18 protein-coding genes are annotated in these 16,941 nt (G+C 42.9%); all 18 read right to left on the bottom strand.

The window, feature by feature from the left end; translation table 11 throughout:
• Nucleotides 1-237: 237 nt before the first annotated feature.
• Nucleotides 238-1,089, bottom strand: coding sequence for a glycosyltransferase family 32 protein (locus DXA36_RS02535; protein ID WP_118676011.1), 852 nt, complete (start codon nt 1,087-1,089; stop codon nt 238-240).
• Between the two features lie 17 nt (nt 1,090-1,106).
• Nucleotides 1,107-2,243: a hypothetical protein gene (locus DXA36_RS02530; RefSeq protein ID WP_147366530.1), complete on the bottom strand. Its 1,137-nt coding sequence runs from the start codon at nt 2,241-2,243 to the stop codon at nt 1,107-1,109.
• The gene (locus DXA36_RS33445) at nt 2,240-2,629 is read right to left on the bottom strand and encodes a hypothetical protein (RefSeq protein WP_243114546.1); all 390 of its coding nucleotides are present in this window, start codon (nt 2,627-2,629) and stop codon (nt 2,240-2,242) included. The genes DXA36_RS02530 and DXA36_RS33445 overlap by 4 nt, the downstream gene beginning before the upstream one ends.
• Nucleotides 2,578-3,225: a glycosyltransferase family 2 protein gene (locus tag DXA36_RS33440; RefSeq protein WP_243114545.1), complete on the bottom strand. Its 648-nt coding sequence runs from the start codon at nt 3,223-3,225 to the stop codon at nt 2,578-2,580. Before DXA36_RS33440 ends, DXA36_RS33445 begins: the two co-directional genes overlap by 52 nt.
• 6 nt (nt 3,226-3,231) lie before the next feature.
• Nucleotides 3,232-4,257 carry a glycosyltransferase family 2 protein gene (locus tag DXA36_RS02520; RefSeq protein ID WP_118676009.1) on the bottom strand — a complete coding sequence of 342 codons (1,026 nt, stop codon included), beginning with the start codon at nt 4,255-4,257 and terminating at the stop codon, nt 3,232-3,234.
• Nucleotides 4,258-4,269: 12 nt separating this feature from the next.
• A complete protein-coding gene (locus DXA36_RS02515) occupies nt 4,270-5,181 on the bottom strand; it encodes a glycosyltransferase (protein WP_118676008.1) in 912 nt (303 codons plus the stop codon).
• Nucleotides 5,181-5,675 (bottom strand): glycosyltransferase, encoded by a 495-nt coding sequence (locus tag DXA36_RS02510; protein ID WP_118676007.1) that lies wholly within the window; start codon nt 5,673-5,675, stop codon nt 5,181-5,183. Before DXA36_RS02510 ends, DXA36_RS02515 begins: the two co-directional genes overlap by 1 nt.
• Before the next feature lie 15 nt (nt 5,676-5,690).
• Nucleotides 5,691-6,140 (bottom strand): PssD/Cps14F family polysaccharide biosynthesis glycosyltransferase, encoded by a 450-nt coding sequence (gene pssD / locus DXA36_RS02505; RefSeq protein ID WP_118676006.1) that lies wholly within the window; start codon nt 6,138-6,140, stop codon nt 5,691-5,693.
• A gap of 150 nt (nt 6,141-6,290) precedes the next feature.
• The gene (locus DXA36_RS02500; protein WP_118676005.1) at nt 6,291-7,100 is read right to left on the bottom strand and encodes a hypothetical protein; all 810 of its coding nucleotides are present in this window, start codon (nt 7,098-7,100) and stop codon (nt 6,291-6,293) included.
• A gap of 18 nt (nt 7,101-7,118) precedes the next feature.
• Nucleotides 7,119-8,045, bottom strand: coding sequence for a polysaccharide biosynthesis tyrosine autokinase (locus DXA36_RS02495; RefSeq protein ID WP_118676004.1), 927 nt, complete (start codon nt 8,043-8,045; stop codon nt 7,119-7,121).
• 148 nt (nt 8,046-8,193) lie between these two features.
• Entirely contained in the window at nt 8,194-8,949 is a 756-nt protein-coding gene (locus DXA36_RS02490; RefSeq protein ID WP_242880618.1) for a YveK family protein, read from the bottom strand.
• A 64-nt stretch (nt 8,950-9,013) separates the two neighbouring features.
• Entirely contained in the window at nt 9,014-9,745 is a 732-nt protein-coding gene (locus DXA36_RS02485; protein ID WP_118676003.1) for a CpsB/CapC family capsule biosynthesis tyrosine phosphatase, read from the bottom strand.
• Nucleotides 9,746-9,751: 6 nt separating this feature from the next.
• Nucleotides 9,752-10,174 carry a helix-turn-helix domain-containing protein gene (locus DXA36_RS02480; RefSeq protein ID WP_118676002.1) on the bottom strand — a complete coding sequence of 141 codons (423 nt, stop codon included), beginning with the start codon at nt 10,172-10,174 and terminating at the stop codon, nt 9,752-9,754.
• A gap of 192 nt (nt 10,175-10,366) precedes the next feature.
• A complete protein-coding gene (locus DXA36_RS02475; protein WP_118676001.1) occupies nt 10,367-11,524 on the bottom strand; it encodes a tyrosine-type recombinase/integrase in 1,158 nt (385 codons plus the stop codon).
• Nucleotides 11,525-12,017: 493 nt separating this feature from the next.
• Nucleotides 12,018-12,869: a carbohydrate ABC transporter permease gene (locus tag DXA36_RS02470; RefSeq protein ID WP_118676000.1), complete on the bottom strand. Its 852-nt coding sequence runs from the start codon at nt 12,867-12,869 to the stop codon at nt 12,018-12,020.
• A complete protein-coding gene (locus DXA36_RS02465) occupies nt 12,866-13,747 on the bottom strand; it encodes a carbohydrate ABC transporter permease (protein ID WP_118675999.1) in 882 nt (293 codons plus the stop codon). Before DXA36_RS02465 ends, DXA36_RS02470 begins: the two co-directional genes overlap by 4 nt.
• Nucleotides 13,744-15,054 (bottom strand): ABC transporter substrate-binding protein, encoded by a 1,311-nt coding sequence (locus tag DXA36_RS02460; RefSeq protein WP_118675998.1) that lies wholly within the window; start codon nt 15,052-15,054, stop codon nt 13,744-13,746. The genes DXA36_RS02465 and DXA36_RS02460 overlap by 4 nt, the downstream gene beginning before the upstream one ends.
• A 7-nt stretch (nt 15,055-15,061) precedes the next feature.
• Nucleotides 15,062-16,729: a glycoside hydrolase family 13 protein gene (locus DXA36_RS02455; protein WP_118675997.1), complete on the bottom strand. Its 1,668-nt coding sequence runs from the start codon at nt 16,727-16,729 to the stop codon at nt 15,062-15,064.
• Nucleotides 16,730-16,941: the final 212 nt, after the last annotated feature.

Raw genomic sequence — 16,941 nt, 5'->3', positions numbered from 1 at the left:
CCTGACTGCCCTCTGGGCGAGTAACGTGAGATATTCCGCCTTAATCAGTTTTGATCCGAAGACAATAAATGTTACTAGAAATTTGCTGATACTACAGGTTTTATTTGACGAATCATTTCAATAATGATAATTTCAATGTTCGAATAGTTTTGTTTCGAATACATTTAACATACTTCACAATGTCTTTTGAATTAATATGAATTGACACATCAAAATTAATTTCAAAATTTTATTCATCTACTTACCAGATAGTATTTCCTTTGTTCTATTAATAGAGCCCTGTAGCCCCTCTTCTTTGATTTTTTTCCTAATATAATATGGCCGTTCAAGTACCCAGCCAATCTTACTGCCAACTCTCTCCCCCAAAATACTGTTAATCTTTCTATTTCTGTTGTGGATCTTTTTTTCAGCTTCAGATAACCAAGATTCCATATAACAATGAATCGAATGTGTATCTGGTGTTACAGTTAATATTCCAGTTGAATAGTCAATTGGAGAAAAATATTCTGGAGGATAAATCCAAATTCCTGCAACATTCTGTATTTCTTTTTTGTAGGGATCGTATCCATGACTAATCAGAATGTTTGTTGTCTTGGTTACTACCGTTTCTACGTACGACTTTCCACTTTTATCCCCAAAATGTTCTTTCTCATAATATTTAAGTATTTCTTTGTACAGGCCTATACCAGGAGCTACTCCAAGTCCGAGGCCAGGATTCACAACGATTTTTTGATTGTTAGGTCCTTGATCCGATACCATCATAGTATTCTTTTCACTCCCCATAAAAGCTCCGCGTCCGACTATATCTGAGAAACTTCTGATCACCTCAACGTCGGTGTCAAAGTACAATCCACCCTCATGATATAATATCCAGAAACGAGCATAGTCACTTACAAATGCCCACTTCTCAGCCTGATATGCCTCTTTTGAATAATTGCATATATTAAAATCGAAATTTGATTCATTCCACTCTTTTATTTCATAGTCCGGAAAGTATTTTTTCCACGACTCAATACACTTTACTGCTAAATCCGGAATTTGATTTTCTCCAAACCAGCAATAATGGATTATCTTTGGTATCTCTATCATGTAATTTTTCCTTATCTTTATCTACGTATCGTAATCTTATGTTGTTTTAGTTCAAGCAGACTTGCTGCAAAAAGTAATGTAAAATTTGACTGTGCTGATACCATCATTCCTTCATAAACTCCCCAGATAGCAAAAGCCAGACATAATAAACACATTATTTCATCTTGTACTTTTACGAAATATCTCATAGTCATTTGTTGAAATGTAACAAACATCAAAACTCCTACGATTCCAAAGTTTAAAAGCAAATATGTATATCCATTATCTAATGCAGAATACCATTGAACTGTAGCAATCCGCGCTCTATCAATCTGATGCCCTAACAATGATATACCATAAAATTGAATATTAAGCATTGCTAAATATATTCGACCATTAAACAGCATGCCTATCTTGTCTACAAATCCCGCAGCAATATTAAATGATTGCATTACAATAAGTAAGAAATTTGATGCAACAATTGTTGGAACAATCCATTTCGACAATCTAATAAACCATTCTTTAATATGTGCAGAATTAGTAATCAATGGTAAAAGGACTGCTATCACCGACATTACTATTAACTCAGTTCGAGAGCGTGAAAAAAAATAAACCACTAAAGATGTCACCAAGAAGAATATATAATTCAAAACCCCAATGGATTTTCTTCTTACAGCTAACAGCAAAAGAAGTACGACACCTGCATTTCCAGCAAAAGAGTTTGCATGAACATAGCCTAGTAATTCTCCTTTTTCACTACTGCCAAATGAAATTGTACCCATTGGTAATATTCCCATGACTGCTAATATAACTGCTGAAATTAAGGCAAGTAATCTGATGCGCCAGATAATATGCAGCGTAGATTCTACATCCTGTCTCTCTGCCAGTATTATTGTTAGAATTGTAAGCATAAATGCTGTAGCCGCACTATTTATATACGTAAATACAGCAAAAGCATAAATTATCATAGTTATGATAAATTGCCTTTGTTCGTACTTTTTTACAACAATGCAAGAAAGAGCACATATTAGTGCAGCATATAATAGAACTGTATGAATATTGTCTTTTTCAGATTCTACAATAGCTATATTCGTTAATGCGGAATCTAAAGTTATGAATATGATAAATAGCTTATATAGTAATTTATCCGCCACAACATATAATCGCATATTCAATTCTGTTGTCCTTCCGTTTTTTCAGGCTTAATAATATTTTTCCAAATTTCTGCTGCTTTTTTATTTTCAAGTTCATTCCGGTCACAATACTCGAAATAATCAATTATCATTTTACGCAGATTATCCGCCATTCCACGATCTACTTTCTCAATAAACCACTTTTTATTTTTGCAAAAATAATGATATATACGCATATCACGTCGAACAGGTAAATCTATCTGCGGATATGAAATCGGATGGTAATCAAGATCCACTGCTTGATACCCTAACAGTACCCATGGAAGGTGTGGATCTACAAAACCCACTATTCTTTCTGGTTTGACTACCACCTTGATTAGACGATTTCTATCAAAGGCATCTTCCGAACATCTGGTAAATTTCTCCAATACCCCCCCCCAGGAAAATCATCATATCCCGAAGAACCAAATATAAACCAGTTAATACCGAGACATGCAATCTTTTTAGATTTGTCAAAGAATTCGTTTATGATAGTCAAAAGACTTTTTCCATTTAGCAGTTCATCACAAACCAAGAACTCATCAGCATCTACTACAATTAAATATTTATACCTTACACGATATTTTTTTATGGCTTGATTATAAGCATCTATCTGTCTTTTAACTCCTGGATAGTAAATATAATGAGTGTGTTCTGAGTATTCTTTAATAATACTAGCCGTGTCATCAGTTGATCCATTATCATAAATAATCAAATCGCATCCAAGCCCAATATAATATTCAATGAACTCTCTGATGTAACGCCCTTCATTTTTTACAATACAAACCACTGCTATATTTTCAGATTTTTTTATAAAAAATACATGTTCATATAAAGATAGCATTAAGTAACGAACAAGTCCCAGTGGAATTAATAGGATAGAACGATATTTCCTAGCTTTTTCATTCTTTGAATGATCTCTAAAGTTTATCATTGTATTCAGTGAGTAAACGCAACACTGAAGAAATCTCATAATTGATTTCAAAAACAATCACCCTTTCTTAATAGTGTTCATTATCATTAATAACAGGTACAGCATTCCATACCGTCCGTTGATAAGAAAATCACATACTATCCTATGACTTCTCTGTAGTTCATATCTCACTGCTGGATAATATAGTTTGAAGCGACATACTAATTCATCTGAACTAATTTTATTAAAATAATCTTTCTCTCCAGTGAGTCCCAACTTACGAGAAACTCTCCCCTGTGTAATCGATCTGCCTACAATATCAAATAATTTCTTAGAAAAACGTTTATCGAAATCTGCAAGATTAATATTATCCTTATTCTTCAAAACCTCATTTAAAACGACTTTAAATTGAGCATAAAAATTATGATCAAATTTCGCTGTCATTCCAGATGACATTCGATATCCATATATCGGTATGTTTAAGTATGCAAACGTCTTTGCTTTATTATAAACTTCTATCGATTGAAGACTATCTTCGCCCATGTTTATATGGTTAAAATGGCTATAATCATCTTCGAGTGCAAGACATTTTAGACGAAAGGCTTTGCAGCACATTGAAACAGTCGCATATCCGTTAAAATAATTTTTCCAAACCTCTTCTTTGGTAACCATCGATACTTCATCTGTAGAGAAAATATTCTCGAACCATATCTTTGATGTCCCATTCTCAAGTAACTGCTCCGCATTATAAAAAAGTACATCAGTATTAGTAATCAATAGGCCTTGCACCACATTTTTCAATGCTCCCGGTAACAATTTGTCATCCGAGTCGCAGTTAATGATATATTCTCCTTTTGCCGCCGCAAATCCTGTCCGTCGTGCCGATAATAAACCACCATTCTTTTTATGGATAACTTTTACAATACCTAGATTATTTTTTTCATATTTATCACAAATAGCTGATGAACCATCCGTTGAGCCGTCATCTACAACTATTATTTCTGCATCATTATCTATTTCACGTATTTGTTCAACTAATGTATCCAGGCATTCTCTTAAATACTTTTTTACATTGTATACCGGTACAACAATGCTAAACTTCATCACTCTTATCCTTTATAATTGTGAACTTAGTATTTTAAAGTTATAAATCACTCTCAATACTGGGCTATGAAAATCAATCCGTCCTTGATGTACTAGTAGCCACAGCTTTGATTTTATGGAATGGTTTGATAAACGTACATGATTGAAAAAAACTACTCTTTCCATGTCACACCATTTCAAGTCCTGATCAAAAATGTAATCTAAGTCCTGCTTCAACTCACTCGGACGTATGTACCGCAGAACTTTGTTCAACTTACCTTTCAAACTATAATCAAGCCCCACAATATTAGAGCCATGTTGCCGGTAGTCTATTTGCCCTTCTGAATCACATATAAACTCTCCACCAGCCAACACACATACCCTATAAGTAAATGAATCATGGAAGCCAGGAACATTTAAAACATTTTGGTATTGTTTTAGTAGTAACAATAATGTCTTGTTAAAAACAGTCGTGCATCCTGCCATTTGATTAAATATTGCATTTGCATATTCGTTTCTGTATGTATCAAGGGTATGGTCATATATTGGACTCAAATTGGAATCCACTAATTTCTGCCCAGAATAGTATAGTGACGGCTTCTTTATATCTAAGTTCTCTAACCCCACAATTGCAGTGGATAATTTATCAGCATGCCAATAATCATCCTGATCACAGAACGCATAAAAATCGTACTCAGAAGAACAATTACGGATCAATTCCATAAAACTTCTTGTCGATCCAACATTTTCGGCCGCTTCATAAGCCAAATTCATTAATGACTTATACTGTTCTAAAATTTCTAATGTTCTATCTTTTGATCCATCATCTCTAACTAATACACACAAGTTAACATTTGTCTGATTTCTAAGACTATCTAGTTGAGCCTTGAGATATTTCTCCCCATTATATGTTGATAACATCACCAACACCCTCAAATCTCCCATCAGAACAACTCCTCTACAATCTTCTCAAGTTCCTCATTGAACTTGGCATTATTGCTTTCCTGTTTTCCATGCATAGACTTCACTAACTCATCATATTTTCCAATCATCTCATCAAGCCGCCCCACATCTTCTACGACAATAATAGAGCCATATCTGTCTGCAACTGCCCTACAGAACTTCACTTGATGATTATTCACATGTTCTTCAAATTTAGACTGACGTGGAACGACGATTGGAGTCTTACCAACTTGGAGTGACATGATAAAACTGGACGGGCCACCATGGGTAATAACGATCCTTGCCTTATTGACATTTTCAATCATCTGCGGATATGGAATCCACTGGCTCCATAAACAATATTTCGGCCCATATGTGGAATATCCAGTCTGAATAAATACCTCTTCCTTAATCACACCACTCCCCCTAAGCTCATCTATTTTCTGAACAAGTCTGTTAAACTGTTGCTCATGCGTTCCAACTGTTACAAATATCACTTTTCATGCTCCTCTTTAAAAAATACTTCCCAAATTAACAGCCTTAGGATAAACTTTCTTCATCTCTTCCCACTCCACGATGAACTTGTCTGCGATTGGATATATCATCTTGCCAGTCATGGTAGATATATCAATACGATCAAAAACTTCAATATAAATAAGCTTTGCTCCAAAGAGTTTTCCTAAGTAGAAGAATGGTACAGCGACAGCCGCACCGGATGATATGATAAGATCTGGCTTTTCTTTTCGGAGTACTTTCCATGCAATGACAGTATTTTTAATAAGAGCTTTGAGACTCCTGTTTGTAGGGTAATAGCAAGGATATATTTTCTCATCCAAAAGAAGAGACTGAGCATCAGACTTATCAAATGTTACCCAGAATCGTTCCTTATTTCCCCAGAATGGTTTCAACATATATAAATGAACTAAATGTCCACCACTTGATCCCACTAAGCAAACCTTCATTTCCAACTCCTCTTCCCATTTCGTATTGCCGATATAAGTACATATAGTAGATTTTTGCACATTTTATTGTTTTTTACCGACATCCCTACTTATATAAAACCGTATCATGTTAAATCGTTTAATGGTTTTGTAAATTTGATGCAGATTGATTTACTCCTCAACCCTAACCACCAAATTCCTCACCTCCGACCGGTTCCCATCCGAATCCACCGTATACAACATCACCGGATACTCCCCAGCCGCATTCAAATCCACATGCCCCTCCAGCTTCAAATTATTGTAAAGCGTATTATAATCATCCTTATCATCCGTCATCGCCGCTATCACCTGTCCCCAATTCGGTGCTGTACCAATTTTCGTATTCACCACATCCCCGCTCGTCACCAACATCGGATTCGGCCCAGCCTGCGGCTCCTGACGATCCTGAGGTTCCGCTCCCTGCTCATCCTGCCTCCCCTCTTCTCCATCTCCCCCATTCCGTTCCTCCTCTGCATCATTCCTGTCCACATCATCCGGCACAGAACTACTCTCCTCATTACTCTCCGTCTCTGTCTCCGATTCCTCCAGCCTGCTTTCATCCATTCCATATTCGTCGTCCAGTCCTTCCCCCGCAGACGACAGCACATCTCCTCCCGTATAACTCCCTGCTACAGGAAACGCCCTGGAGGCCTTCCCCACATTATTCGCACTGTCCCTCGCCACATAGGTAACAATCACTTCTTTCCCGTTCGTCCCCGCTATTTTTTCCACCAGCAGGCTGTCACTCACTTCCCCGTCCTTCTCATCCATAGCCACAACTCCCTGAAGCAGAAGGCTTTCATCCATCCCTTCTTCATAGCTCACCGTATTCTCGCCAAATGAGATCACCGGCGCGGTTCTGTCCTTCCCCAGATACAGGAACATACAAACTGCCAGGAGAACAATGTCAATTCCTCCGATTATGAATACTAACTTTTTCATATTCCTCTTATGCCTCCTTTACTTCAGTTCCTCTACCAATTCCGTATCTTCAGCCAATTCCACAATATCCATATCAAGCTGAATCATATCATCCTCAGCGATTACGACTTCTTCCGCTGCCTTTTCTTTCCCCGATTCTCTGGTACTTTTATTGTCATGGGAATGCAGATTCCCTTCCCCCTTCACGGCTTTGGCTCCTTTTGCCCCTTTCTGCACCACAGCGGCATGCAGCCCGCCTTCCTCACTATTCCCATAATACTTTCCATAATATTTCCCATAATACTTCCCATAATAAGCGCCGTAATATCCCTTGCCGCTCATGTTCACCTTATTCAGAATCACGCCTAAAATCCGGCAGTCCACTTTTTCCAGCTGTTCCTTTACCTTCTGGGCAAATTTATAGCTGATAGCCCCGCTTTCAACCACTATGACGGTTCCGTCGCAATGCTGCGCAGCTACCGCACCGTCAATGACGCTCCCTAACGGCGGCGTATCCACGATCACATAGTCGTATTCCTTCCGCAGATATTCGAGCAGCAGCCGGAATGCATCGTTTCCCAATAATTCACTGGGATTCGGAGGTACCGGGCCGGAGAAAATCACATAAAAATCAGGGATATTGGTCTTGCAGGATATATCTGAAATGGATGCCTGTCCGCTGAGGTAATGGGACAGACCATACCGGGCTGCATTGGTTTTATAACGGCCTTTCAGCACGGATTTTCGAAGATCCGCATCCACCAGGACTACCTTTTTCCCGCCTTCCGCAATTGACAGGGCAAGCTGAAAGGATACGCTCGTTTTTCCCTCATTGGGCGTACTGCTGGTTATTGAAATCACTTTCCTGTCTTTTCCTGAAAATTCCAGGTTTGTCCGCAGGGTCTTATAGCTTTCCTTTGTTCTGAAATCCAGCTTTTCTATGGAATTAAATGTGACTGTCTGCATGGTGGCCTTTCTCCTTTATCCGTTGTATCCGTTTTTGGTAGGTAACAGCTGTATACTCCTGCCGCTCACAGTTGTCCATTTCTGCTTTCCGCACAAGACAACAGTAGAAAAGCAACCGTTCCTTCGATACTCTTTTTTGCTTCTCTTACTAGCTTCTTTTTACTTTTTTCTTTTTCTTCTTCCCGTCTTCTTCCCCTTCATTCAGGGGGATTACCGCCAGGGTGGAAAGCTGCAGATATTTTTCCACGTCTTCGGGAGTCTTTACGGTATCATCCATAAGGAAACGCACCAAAATCACGGCAATCATCAGGAATATGCCAAGCACACCGCCGATAAATGTATTTTTCATCACGCTGGGGCTAGCTTTTTTCATAGGCATATTCGCGGTTTCCGACACGTTTACGGCCTGAATGTCCATAACATTCATGATATGTACGGCGGCAGCCTCACGAATGGAATTGGCAAGCTGCATTGCCATCACCGGATCGGTATCTTCCACAGTAATAGCCAGGATCCGCGTATCTGTCGGGGTTGTTACCGATACTTTTTTCTTCATTTCTTCATAACTCAGATCCAGCCCCATTCCCTGTACTACTTCTTCAAGGACAAAACGGCTCTGGATCAGTTCCGCATAGTCTTTGGTCAGCTGGGTACCCAACTGGATATCAGAGTAGGTAACCGCATTGTTTTCCTGCTTATTCAGAATGTAAATTTTAGTGGTGGACTCATATTTGGGGGTGATAAACAGCTGTGTTATCAGAAAGGTACCCAGCGCAGTCATAATTCCCACAGATACAATCAATGCCAGATTATGTACCAGCACCAGGCAGATTTCCCATAAATCGATTTCTATCTCATCTGTCTGCTGCATTGTGTTCTCTTCCATCACTTTTGTATTCTCCAATCTGTATTCCTGTTTGCTCATCAAATTTCGGCGGTTCTGTTATTTTAAAAATGTCAGGGCTGTATCATATGATTTGATCCTTCAGCAGGGCTGTGGGATTTCCGCAGAATATCTGTTCCATCCGTTCTTCACCCAACTTTTTTTTCACCCATTCTGCACAGGCTTTCATGTCAGGGCTTCGTTTTCCTTCGCTTCTATGGGCATCCGTGGCAATAAAATCAACAAGTCCTTCTTTCAAAAGCTTCCGGGTCATATTTTTTACAGAAAACCCATTCTCACCCGTTACGCTGGCGGCATTCACCTGAAAATAGCAGCCTGTATCCTCTTTCAGTTCCTCTGCCTTGTCTATCCGGCTCATCACATTCACATAGCGTTCCACATGGGCTGTTATGGGCCGGTATCCGAAGGAGGCGACTCTGCTGAGCGCATCCCGGATATATGTATAATCCTCTCCGGGTAAAAACTCGATCAGTACGTAACGGGAATCTGCCATAGTCCGTATTTTTCCTTTATCCAGCAATTCCGCAAGCCCATGTCGGTAAAAAATCTCATTCCCCGGATAGAGCCGCACCGGTATTTTTTCTTTTCCGGCCAGTTCCCGGAGTTCTTCCATTCTCCGGAGTATTCCTTCCGGGGTAACACATCTTCGATCCGGTTTTTGATGAGGAGTGAGTATGATTTTTTCAATTCCTTCCTCTGCTGCTTTCTTCAGCATAAGCAGAGCCATTTCCACACTTTCCGCCCCATCATCCACGAGAGGCAGTATATGAGAATGGATATCAATCAGTCCATTCATTCTTTCTTACTCTCCCTTTGAGGGACCGGCTATGGTCTGCTCTGTCCTGCCGTCCTCTGTTCCCATATCACTGCAGGCTATCAGAAAGGTCCGCAGGACCTTGGCCGCGTAAAGTCTTTCTTTCTTCGACACATGGTTCAGAAGCTGGTATACAGCCTCTGTTTCTTCCTGGTATGTCCTTCCTGCATCTTCTGTCTTTTCCTCTTCTTCTGTTCCGAGGATCAAGTAATCAAGAGACATATGGTACAGTCGGGATATGGCAATCATGGTTTCCACCGACATTCCGCAGCTGCCGCGTTCGATATCCGCATAATAGGTCGGTACTCTCCCCAGCTTTTCTGCCGCTTCTCTCATGGTGATTCCCAGCTGTCTGCGTTTTTCCCGGATCCGCTCACCGGCGGCCTTTCTGTCGTATGTATCTTTTTCCATTCTTTCCCACCTTCCGAAGCACTCCGATCTGTTATACAATGAATCCAAACGGTTACCGCTGTTTTTCGCTAAATCTCACCTTATGCGAAAAAACGCGCAGGAAGCAGATGCGTTCTATATATGTGTAGTAGTAATGACGATTTTTTTGACGGCTTAGAAATAAATATGGAAAGAATTCTCTTTCTTTCCCGGCTAAGCCGTCATGCGGTAACCGGCCATGAGCATTTTTTTCCGTTCCATATCCGAATGGACATAGATATGCATCGTGGTAGTCACATTGGAATGCCCCAGCAGTTCACTTACTGTTTTCATGTCAAATCCATGGGAAATGCAGTTGGTTGCAAAGATATGACGGAGCATATGAAAGTTAAAGGAGGGCAGGCCAAGTGTGTCCAGGATTTTCCGGAATCGGTACTGCAGGGTCCTCGGTTCGGTATATTCTTTTTTCTTTCCCGGAAGAAGGTAGCCGTTTTTGTTTCCTTTCTTTTTTTGCAGAAGACACAGAAGATAGTCCGGGAGGGGAATCTCCCTGTCCGAATTCAGGGATTTTGGCGTTGTGATTGTTATTTTCGTTCCTGTCCGGGGATGCTCCTCCTCTTCTGGGTTATTATCCCGGAAGGTTCGTATTCTCTGCAACGTTTTCCCGATATGCATAGTTCCCTTGTCAAAGCGGATATCCTCCCACCGCAAGGCACAAAGCTCTCCAATCCGGATTCCGCTGCAGCCGGTCAGCAGAATACCCATACAGGTTACATCCCCATTCATAGCTTCCGATTGCAGGTATTCCTCCAGCTTCCGGATATCCGCATCCGGAGGTGTCTGTATCGTTCTGTGCTTCGGCACGGAAGAGGTATGCGGGTGTTCCAGCCTGCCGCATTGGTATTTTTCTTCAACGACCTGCAGGATCTGGTCAATAATAATACCGATCTGGTGGAGATAGTTTGCAGACAGTCCTTTTCCTTTGTTTCCCTCCCGCAGCGTTTTAAAATATTTTTGGCATAAAATGGTATCCCAGGCCTTTATCTGTTGGGAACCGACCCCGGGCAGAATATGTTTTTCCACGATGGAACGGTAGGTGGCAAAGGTAGACTCCTTCCAACCGCCTTTCCGTTCCTCCAGCCAAAGGCGTGCCGCTTCTCCCATTGTGTAACCGGCAGGCAGGCGGCCGCAATTGTCTTGTTCCGTCAGTTGTTCTCTCTTCATCAGAACAAGCTTTTCCTTCACTTCCCTGTAAGTCCTGCCATACACGGAACCGTATCTTTTCCGTCCGTCCGGCGCGTTTTCCCTGTGGTATCTCCCTTCCCAGCGGCCATCCTTCCTTTTGTAGATATTTTCCCCTTTTCTTGCCATAGACTCCTCCACATTTTCGACGAAATATTTGACGGCTCATAAATTAACTGCAACACCTATGGCAACTCAAACGTTTGTAATTTACCGGATAAGACGGTCCGGTATGTTTTTTGACAATGTCATTTCAAGGTATTTTTTGCTTTTCATGTCAGAAAATGACATTCCAATATCTTTTTTTACGCATTAATTGACAAAATACAAAACTTGTCTTACAATAAATTCCAGTGTTGAGTTTATAATTACCATATAATGTCAGTTTAAAACTTACTCTAATTTTCGCATAAGGTGAGATTTTGCGAAATGAAAACCGGAAAGTCATAAGCCTGAAATCACGAATAGAGGAATGAAACCCGCAGGAAGAATCCGCACGCAAAAAGCAGATGCATTACGCATCTGCTTTTTTATCATGCTGCATTCTTCTTTTTTGGGATACTGACCAGAAAAAAATTAATTGTAACGGTTTTTCCGCTTTGTCATTATTGTAAATGGCTCCTTACTTCACCGCCCCGTTCACCACTCCATTCAAGATCTGTTTTTGGCAGAACAGATAGAAAACCAGGATGGGCAGCAGCGCCAGCAGGTAAGAAGCGAACGCCAGGTTGTAGTTGGTACCGAATTGTGTCTGGAAGTTCAGCTGTGCGAGAGGCAGGGTATTGTGCCCGGTTCCGGACATGATGACCAAAGGAGTCATTACGTCATTCCAGGTTCCCAGTGCGGTGAGCACGGCTACCGTTGCATGCATGGGTTTCATGATAGGAAAGATGATTTTCCAGTAGGTGGCCCATGTGCTGGCTCCGTCCACTCTCGCAGCTTCTTCCAGAGCCAGCGGGATATTTTTCAGGTAACCTGCATAGAGAAGCAGGTTCATTGGCATATAGAAAACCAAATATAAAAGGATGACTCCCGCCCGGTTTGCCAGGCCTATCTGGGCCGTCTGTTTTACCAGGGGCATCATGAGGATAGCAAAGGGGACGAACATACCGCTCACGATATACAGGTATACAAAATTGTAAAAGCGGCTGTGCGCCATATTCCGTCCGATTGCATAGCCCGCCAGAGAGTGGACGGCCATGGCAATGAGAATGACAATACAGGTAATGAGCAGACTGTTTCCCAGGGAACGCCAGAAATCGGTTACCCGCATGGCTTCCGTAAAATTATCCAAACGTAAGGCCGAGGGCAGGGAAAGAATACCGGCGATATCGTTGGTCATTTCAGAGGGCTTTTTGAAGGCTATCACAATCGCCATATATAAGGGGAAGAAAATCGTCAGGCTTCCCAGAATCAACAGAACCGTAATGGGCCAATTGACCCGTCCGGTCCCTTTTTGCTGTCTTTTTTTCATAGCTGCTCCTCCTTCTTACCGGTGATTCGCATCTGGATGACGGATATGGCTACTATTACGATAAAGAAGATAAAGGCATTGGCACTCTGGAATCCGAACTGTCCTCCGCTCATACCGTTGTTATAAATGAGATAGGAAATGGATTCCGTGCTTTGCGCCGGCCCGCCTTTGGTCAGTGCCATGATCTGATCGAATACCATGAGGAAATTTTTCATGCAGAGTACCATATTGATGGAGAAAAACGGGATAATCAGCGGAAAGGTCAGGCTCCGGAATTTCTTCCAGCCCGATACGCCGTCTATGGCACCCGCTTCATACACATCCTCGGGAACGGTCTGCAGGCCGGATATATAAATAATGGTATTCATGGCAATGGACTGCCAGGAGCATACGAGCACAATGGCAAACCAGGCCGTTCCGGTTCCGGACAAAAGGCTGGTACTCAGGGCATCAATACCCGCCGCCTGGCCAAGAGCCGGCAGAATATAGGTGAAAAGGTAACTGAAAATGTAGCCTACCACCAACCCGCCCAGCACATTGGGGATGAAATAGATACCGCGAAGCGCGCTCTTGCCTTTAATCCTGCTGTTCAGCCCAAGGGCCAGAATCAGGCTCAGAACATTCACCAGAATGGTGGAAACCAGGGCGAATTTAAATGTAAAGAGGTAGGATTTTCCCACTCGGGCATCCTGAAAGAGGTCGGCATAATTCCGCAGTCCCACATAATCATAGCTTCCGTAGCCTTTAAAGTTGGTAAAGCTGTAGAGAAAGCCCTTGAGAAGAGGCAGGGTGTTAAAGCAGAAAAACAAAAGCAGTATAGGAATGGTAATCAGCAGGAAGGTCCTGTTTCTGTCGCTCATTTTTTTCTTTTTGTTCATGGATTCGTCCCCCCTTCGGCACCGATATCCGGGTGCTCTTTTTCATACTGCTGCACCTTCGTGATTAAATCCCTGTTATAGCGCTGCCATTCCTGGTCAAATCTTTTCAGGAACGCATCGGTATCCTTTTCAATAAGAAAGGTCTGTATCAGGGCGTCCACTGCCATTTCCGTAGGATAATGGTGATCCTGGTAGTCCACCATTTTCCCTTCTTTGATGTAACCGGCCACACCGTCCAGCATGGACGGAAGCTGGAAGTCTCCGGTCTTACAGGGTACGGCATTCTGGTTATCCAGATACGCCTGTACGTTCTCATCCGCAAGGAGAAAATCCAGCACTTCATAGGCCGCTTCTTTTTCAGAGCAGTCGGCCAGAACGGAAAACTGGAGGTCAATCCCGGAGTTCAGGACGTTGTCTTCCGCGTTTTCGCTGGCGGGCAGGACAAAGGTGTCGATATCGATATCCGGGTTCACGGATTTGATCTGGGGCACCGCATAGCTGCCGATGGTAAACATGGCGGACTGTCCGCGGGCAAAGGCGGTACAGGCATCGTTATAACCGTATGAGAAGGGATCTTTTTGTCCATAGGGAAGAAGCTCCATCATCCGTTCCGCCACCTCCCGGTACTGTGCGGTAAACGTGGTTTCCCCTTTATTCACCTGGCTGCAGACATCTGCAGGGGCCAAATCCACAGCTATGGCGTTCCAGGGAGCCAGACAGTTCCAGGTATCCTTAAAGCCGAAATACAGAGGCTGCATGCCTGCCGCCTGTATGGTATCGCACAGGTTCGTAAATTCACTCCAGGTCGTTGGAATTTCCCAGCCGTTCTCTTCAAACATCGTACGGTTATACAACACCCCTGCTGCATTTGCTACATAGGGAACCGCATAAGTGCCGTCCTTGGGGATGAATTCCAGCTGCTTGTCAATGGTCAGATACGATGGGTTGATGTCCGCAAGGCCCTGATAATCGGAAATATCCATAAGCATCTCGGAATCCAGGAAATTGGAGTAGTTGATATCTCCGCCTATCCCTATAATATCCGGCGCATCCTCCCTGATAAAACGGGTTTTCAGGATGGTCATCGCATCATTGGGCGATTCTATTGTCAGATGGATGTTATCATGGGTGGCATTAAATTTTTCTTCCAGCATTTCAAAGACCTCCACGGCCTCCTGTTTATACTGGACAAGTTCTATTTCGATTATGCCTTTCCCGGCCGTCTGAGCGCAGCCCGGCAGCACAGCCATCATGGCCGTTACCGCTGCCAGCGTCAGATATGCCGCTGTTTTCCCCCGTTTTCTCATATTGGCATTACCCCTTTCTCACCTTTATCATCATCGCTTCATAGGGCCGTAATTTTCCGTCCGCACAGCTGTCCGGATAATTGGAAATCAGAACTTCCCCGTTTTTCCATTCTTCCGCAAGGGTGCGTGTCTGGGGCTGTTCTTTAAAGTTGCAGAGCACCAGAAGCTTATCCGTTTCATTTTCTCTGGTATAGGCAAAAATATCCGTATCCTCTTCCATGACAGGCTCATACCAGCCATCGATCAGAACAGTCTCCTGTTTTCGCAGAGCAATCAGCTTCTGGTAATAATGGAAAACAGAATCCTGATCCACCAGCGCTTCCTGGGCATTGATTACCGTATAGTTGGGGTTGCAGCGGATCCAGGGGGTCCCAGCGGTAAATCCGGCGTTGGGGCTTTCATCCCACTGCATGGGGGTTCTTGCATTATCCCTGCCTTTGGTATAGATGGAACGCATGATTTCCTGTTCCTCGTATCCCTTTTCCATACGTTCCTTATACATATTCAAAAGCTCGATATCCCTGTACTCTTCGATATCAAATCTCACATTTGTCATGCCCAGTTCTTCCCCCTGATAAATGTAAGGGGTCCCCTGCATGCCGTGTATCATGGTTGCCAGCATTTTAGCCGATTCCACACGGTATTTTTCATCATTTCCGAAATGGGATACGGCACGGGGCAGGTCATGGTTATCCAGGAACAGGCTGTTCCAGCCTTTCTGGTACAGGCTCTGCTGCCATTTCGTAAACACCTTCTTAAATTCCACAAAAGGAAGAGGAGCCAAGTCCCATTTTTCTTTTCCGGGCTGCTGATCCAGCAGCATGTGTTCAAACTGGAATACCATGGAAAGCTCTGAACCATCGGGATTGCTGTACAGGAATGCCCTCTCCGGGGTTGCGCTCCACGCCTCGCCTACCGTCACCAAATCCGCTCCCTGGAAGGCGGCGCTGCTCATTTCCCTGATATAGGGATGCAGCATGGGGCCTTCCGCCATGACACAGTTATCCGTATCTTTACCAATCAGGTCGATGACATCCAGGCGGAAACCGCCCACGCCCCGGTCAATCCACCAGTTTATCATATCGTATATGGCTTTGCGCAGCTTCGGGTTTTCCCAGTTCAAATCCGGCTGCTTCACGGAAAACTGATGGAGATAATACTGTCCGCATTCCGGCACCCATTCCCAGGCCGGGCCGCAGAAGGCCGACTTCAAATCGTTGGGATAACCTCCCGGAGATGCTTCGCTTCCTGGGAATGCTTCGCTTCCCTCTATGCCGTCGCGCCATACATAATAATCATGGTACGGATTATCTTTGCTTTTTTTCGCTTCCAGAAACCAGGGGTGCTCATCCGAACTGTGGTTCAAAACCAGATCCATAATAATCCGGATCCCCCGTTTCTTCGCCTCAGCAATCAGTTCATCCATATCCTGCAGGTTCCCGAATATAGGATCAATGTCCTGGTAATCGGAAATGTCATATCCGTTATCATCCTGCGGGGAACGGAACACGGGAGACAGCCAGATCGCGTCAATCCCAAGCTCCTGCAGATAAGGCAGTTTCTTTATAATCCCCTGTAAATCGCCTATCCCGTCCGCATTGCTGTCGTAAAAGCTTCTCGGATAAATCTGATAAATCACTGCTTTCTGCCACCATTTTGTCTTTTTGTTTTCCATATAGAATCCCCTTTCTGAACTGTCACCTATTTTTGCGTATCCGGCATCTGTCTTTCTGCTTTAAAGAGTAGTTGGTTTTGTCAGGTTGTTCAATAAGTGTTCTGCAAAACCAATTTATTGCACAAAAAAACAGTCTGTAATTGGATAGAATGCACAATTACAAACTGTTTATTCCTGCGGACAGCGAACCAGGCAGATACACGCCGCGAGGG

This window comes from Eisenbergiella sp. OF01-20 (assembly GCF_003478085.1).
Lineage (GTDB): Bacteria > Bacillota > Clostridia > Lachnospirales > Lachnospiraceae > Eisenbergiella.
The sequence above is the reverse complement of the archived record's forward strand: the minus strand, read 5'-3'. Positions and strand labels throughout refer to the sequence as shown.

Excerpts from the sequence above, each read along its gene's own strand:
- DXA36_RS02475 (WP_118676001.1), bottom strand. The coding sequence starts at position 11,524 with ATGGCAAGAAAAGGGGAAAATATCTACAAAAGGAAGGATGGCCGCTGG.
- DXA36_RS02460 (WP_118675998.1), bottom strand. The coding sequence starts at position 15,054 with ATGAGAAAACGGGGGAAAACAGCGGCATATCTGACGCTGGCAGCGGTA.
- DXA36_RS02470 (WP_118676000.1), bottom strand. The coding sequence starts at position 12,869 with ATGAAAAAAAGACAGCAAAAAGGGACCGGACGGGTCAATTGGCCCATT.
- DXA36_RS02485 (WP_118676003.1), bottom strand. The coding sequence starts at position 9,745 with ATGAATGGACTGATTGATATCCATTCTCATATACTGCCTCTCGTGGAT.
- DXA36_RS02515 (WP_118676008.1), bottom strand. The coding sequence starts at position 5,181 with ATGGGAGATTTGAGGGTGTTGGTGATGTTATCAACATATAATGGGGAG.
- DXA36_RS02495 (WP_118676004.1), bottom strand. The coding sequence starts at position 8,045 with ATGCAGACAGTCACATTTAATTCCATAGAAAAGCTGGATTTCAGAACA.
- DXA36_RS02465 (WP_118675999.1), bottom strand. The coding sequence starts at position 13,747 with ATGAACAAAAAGAAAAAAATGAGCGACAGAAACAGGACCTTCCTGCTG.
- DXA36_RS02520 (WP_118676009.1), bottom strand. The coding sequence starts at position 4,257 with ATGAAGTTTAGCATTGTTGTACCGGTATACAATGTAAAAAAGTATTTA.
- pssD (WP_118676006.1), bottom strand. The coding sequence starts at position 6,140 with ATGAAGGTTTGCTTAGTGGGATCAAGTGGTGGACATTTAGTTCATTTA.
- DXA36_RS02500 (WP_118676005.1), bottom strand. The coding sequence starts at position 7,100 with ATGAAAAAGTTAGTATTCATAATCGGAGGAATTGACATTGTTCTCCTG.
- DXA36_RS02455 (WP_118675997.1), bottom strand. The coding sequence starts at position 16,729 with ATGGAAAACAAAAAGACAAAATGGTGGCAGAAAGCAGTGATTTATCAG.
- DXA36_RS02480 (WP_118676002.1), bottom strand. The coding sequence starts at position 10,174 with ATGGAAAAAGATACATACGACAGAAAGGCCGCCGGTGAGCGGATCCGG.
- DXA36_RS02535 (WP_118676011.1), bottom strand. The coding sequence starts at position 1,089 with ATGATAGAGATACCAAAGATAATCCATTATTGCTGGTTTGGAGAAAAT.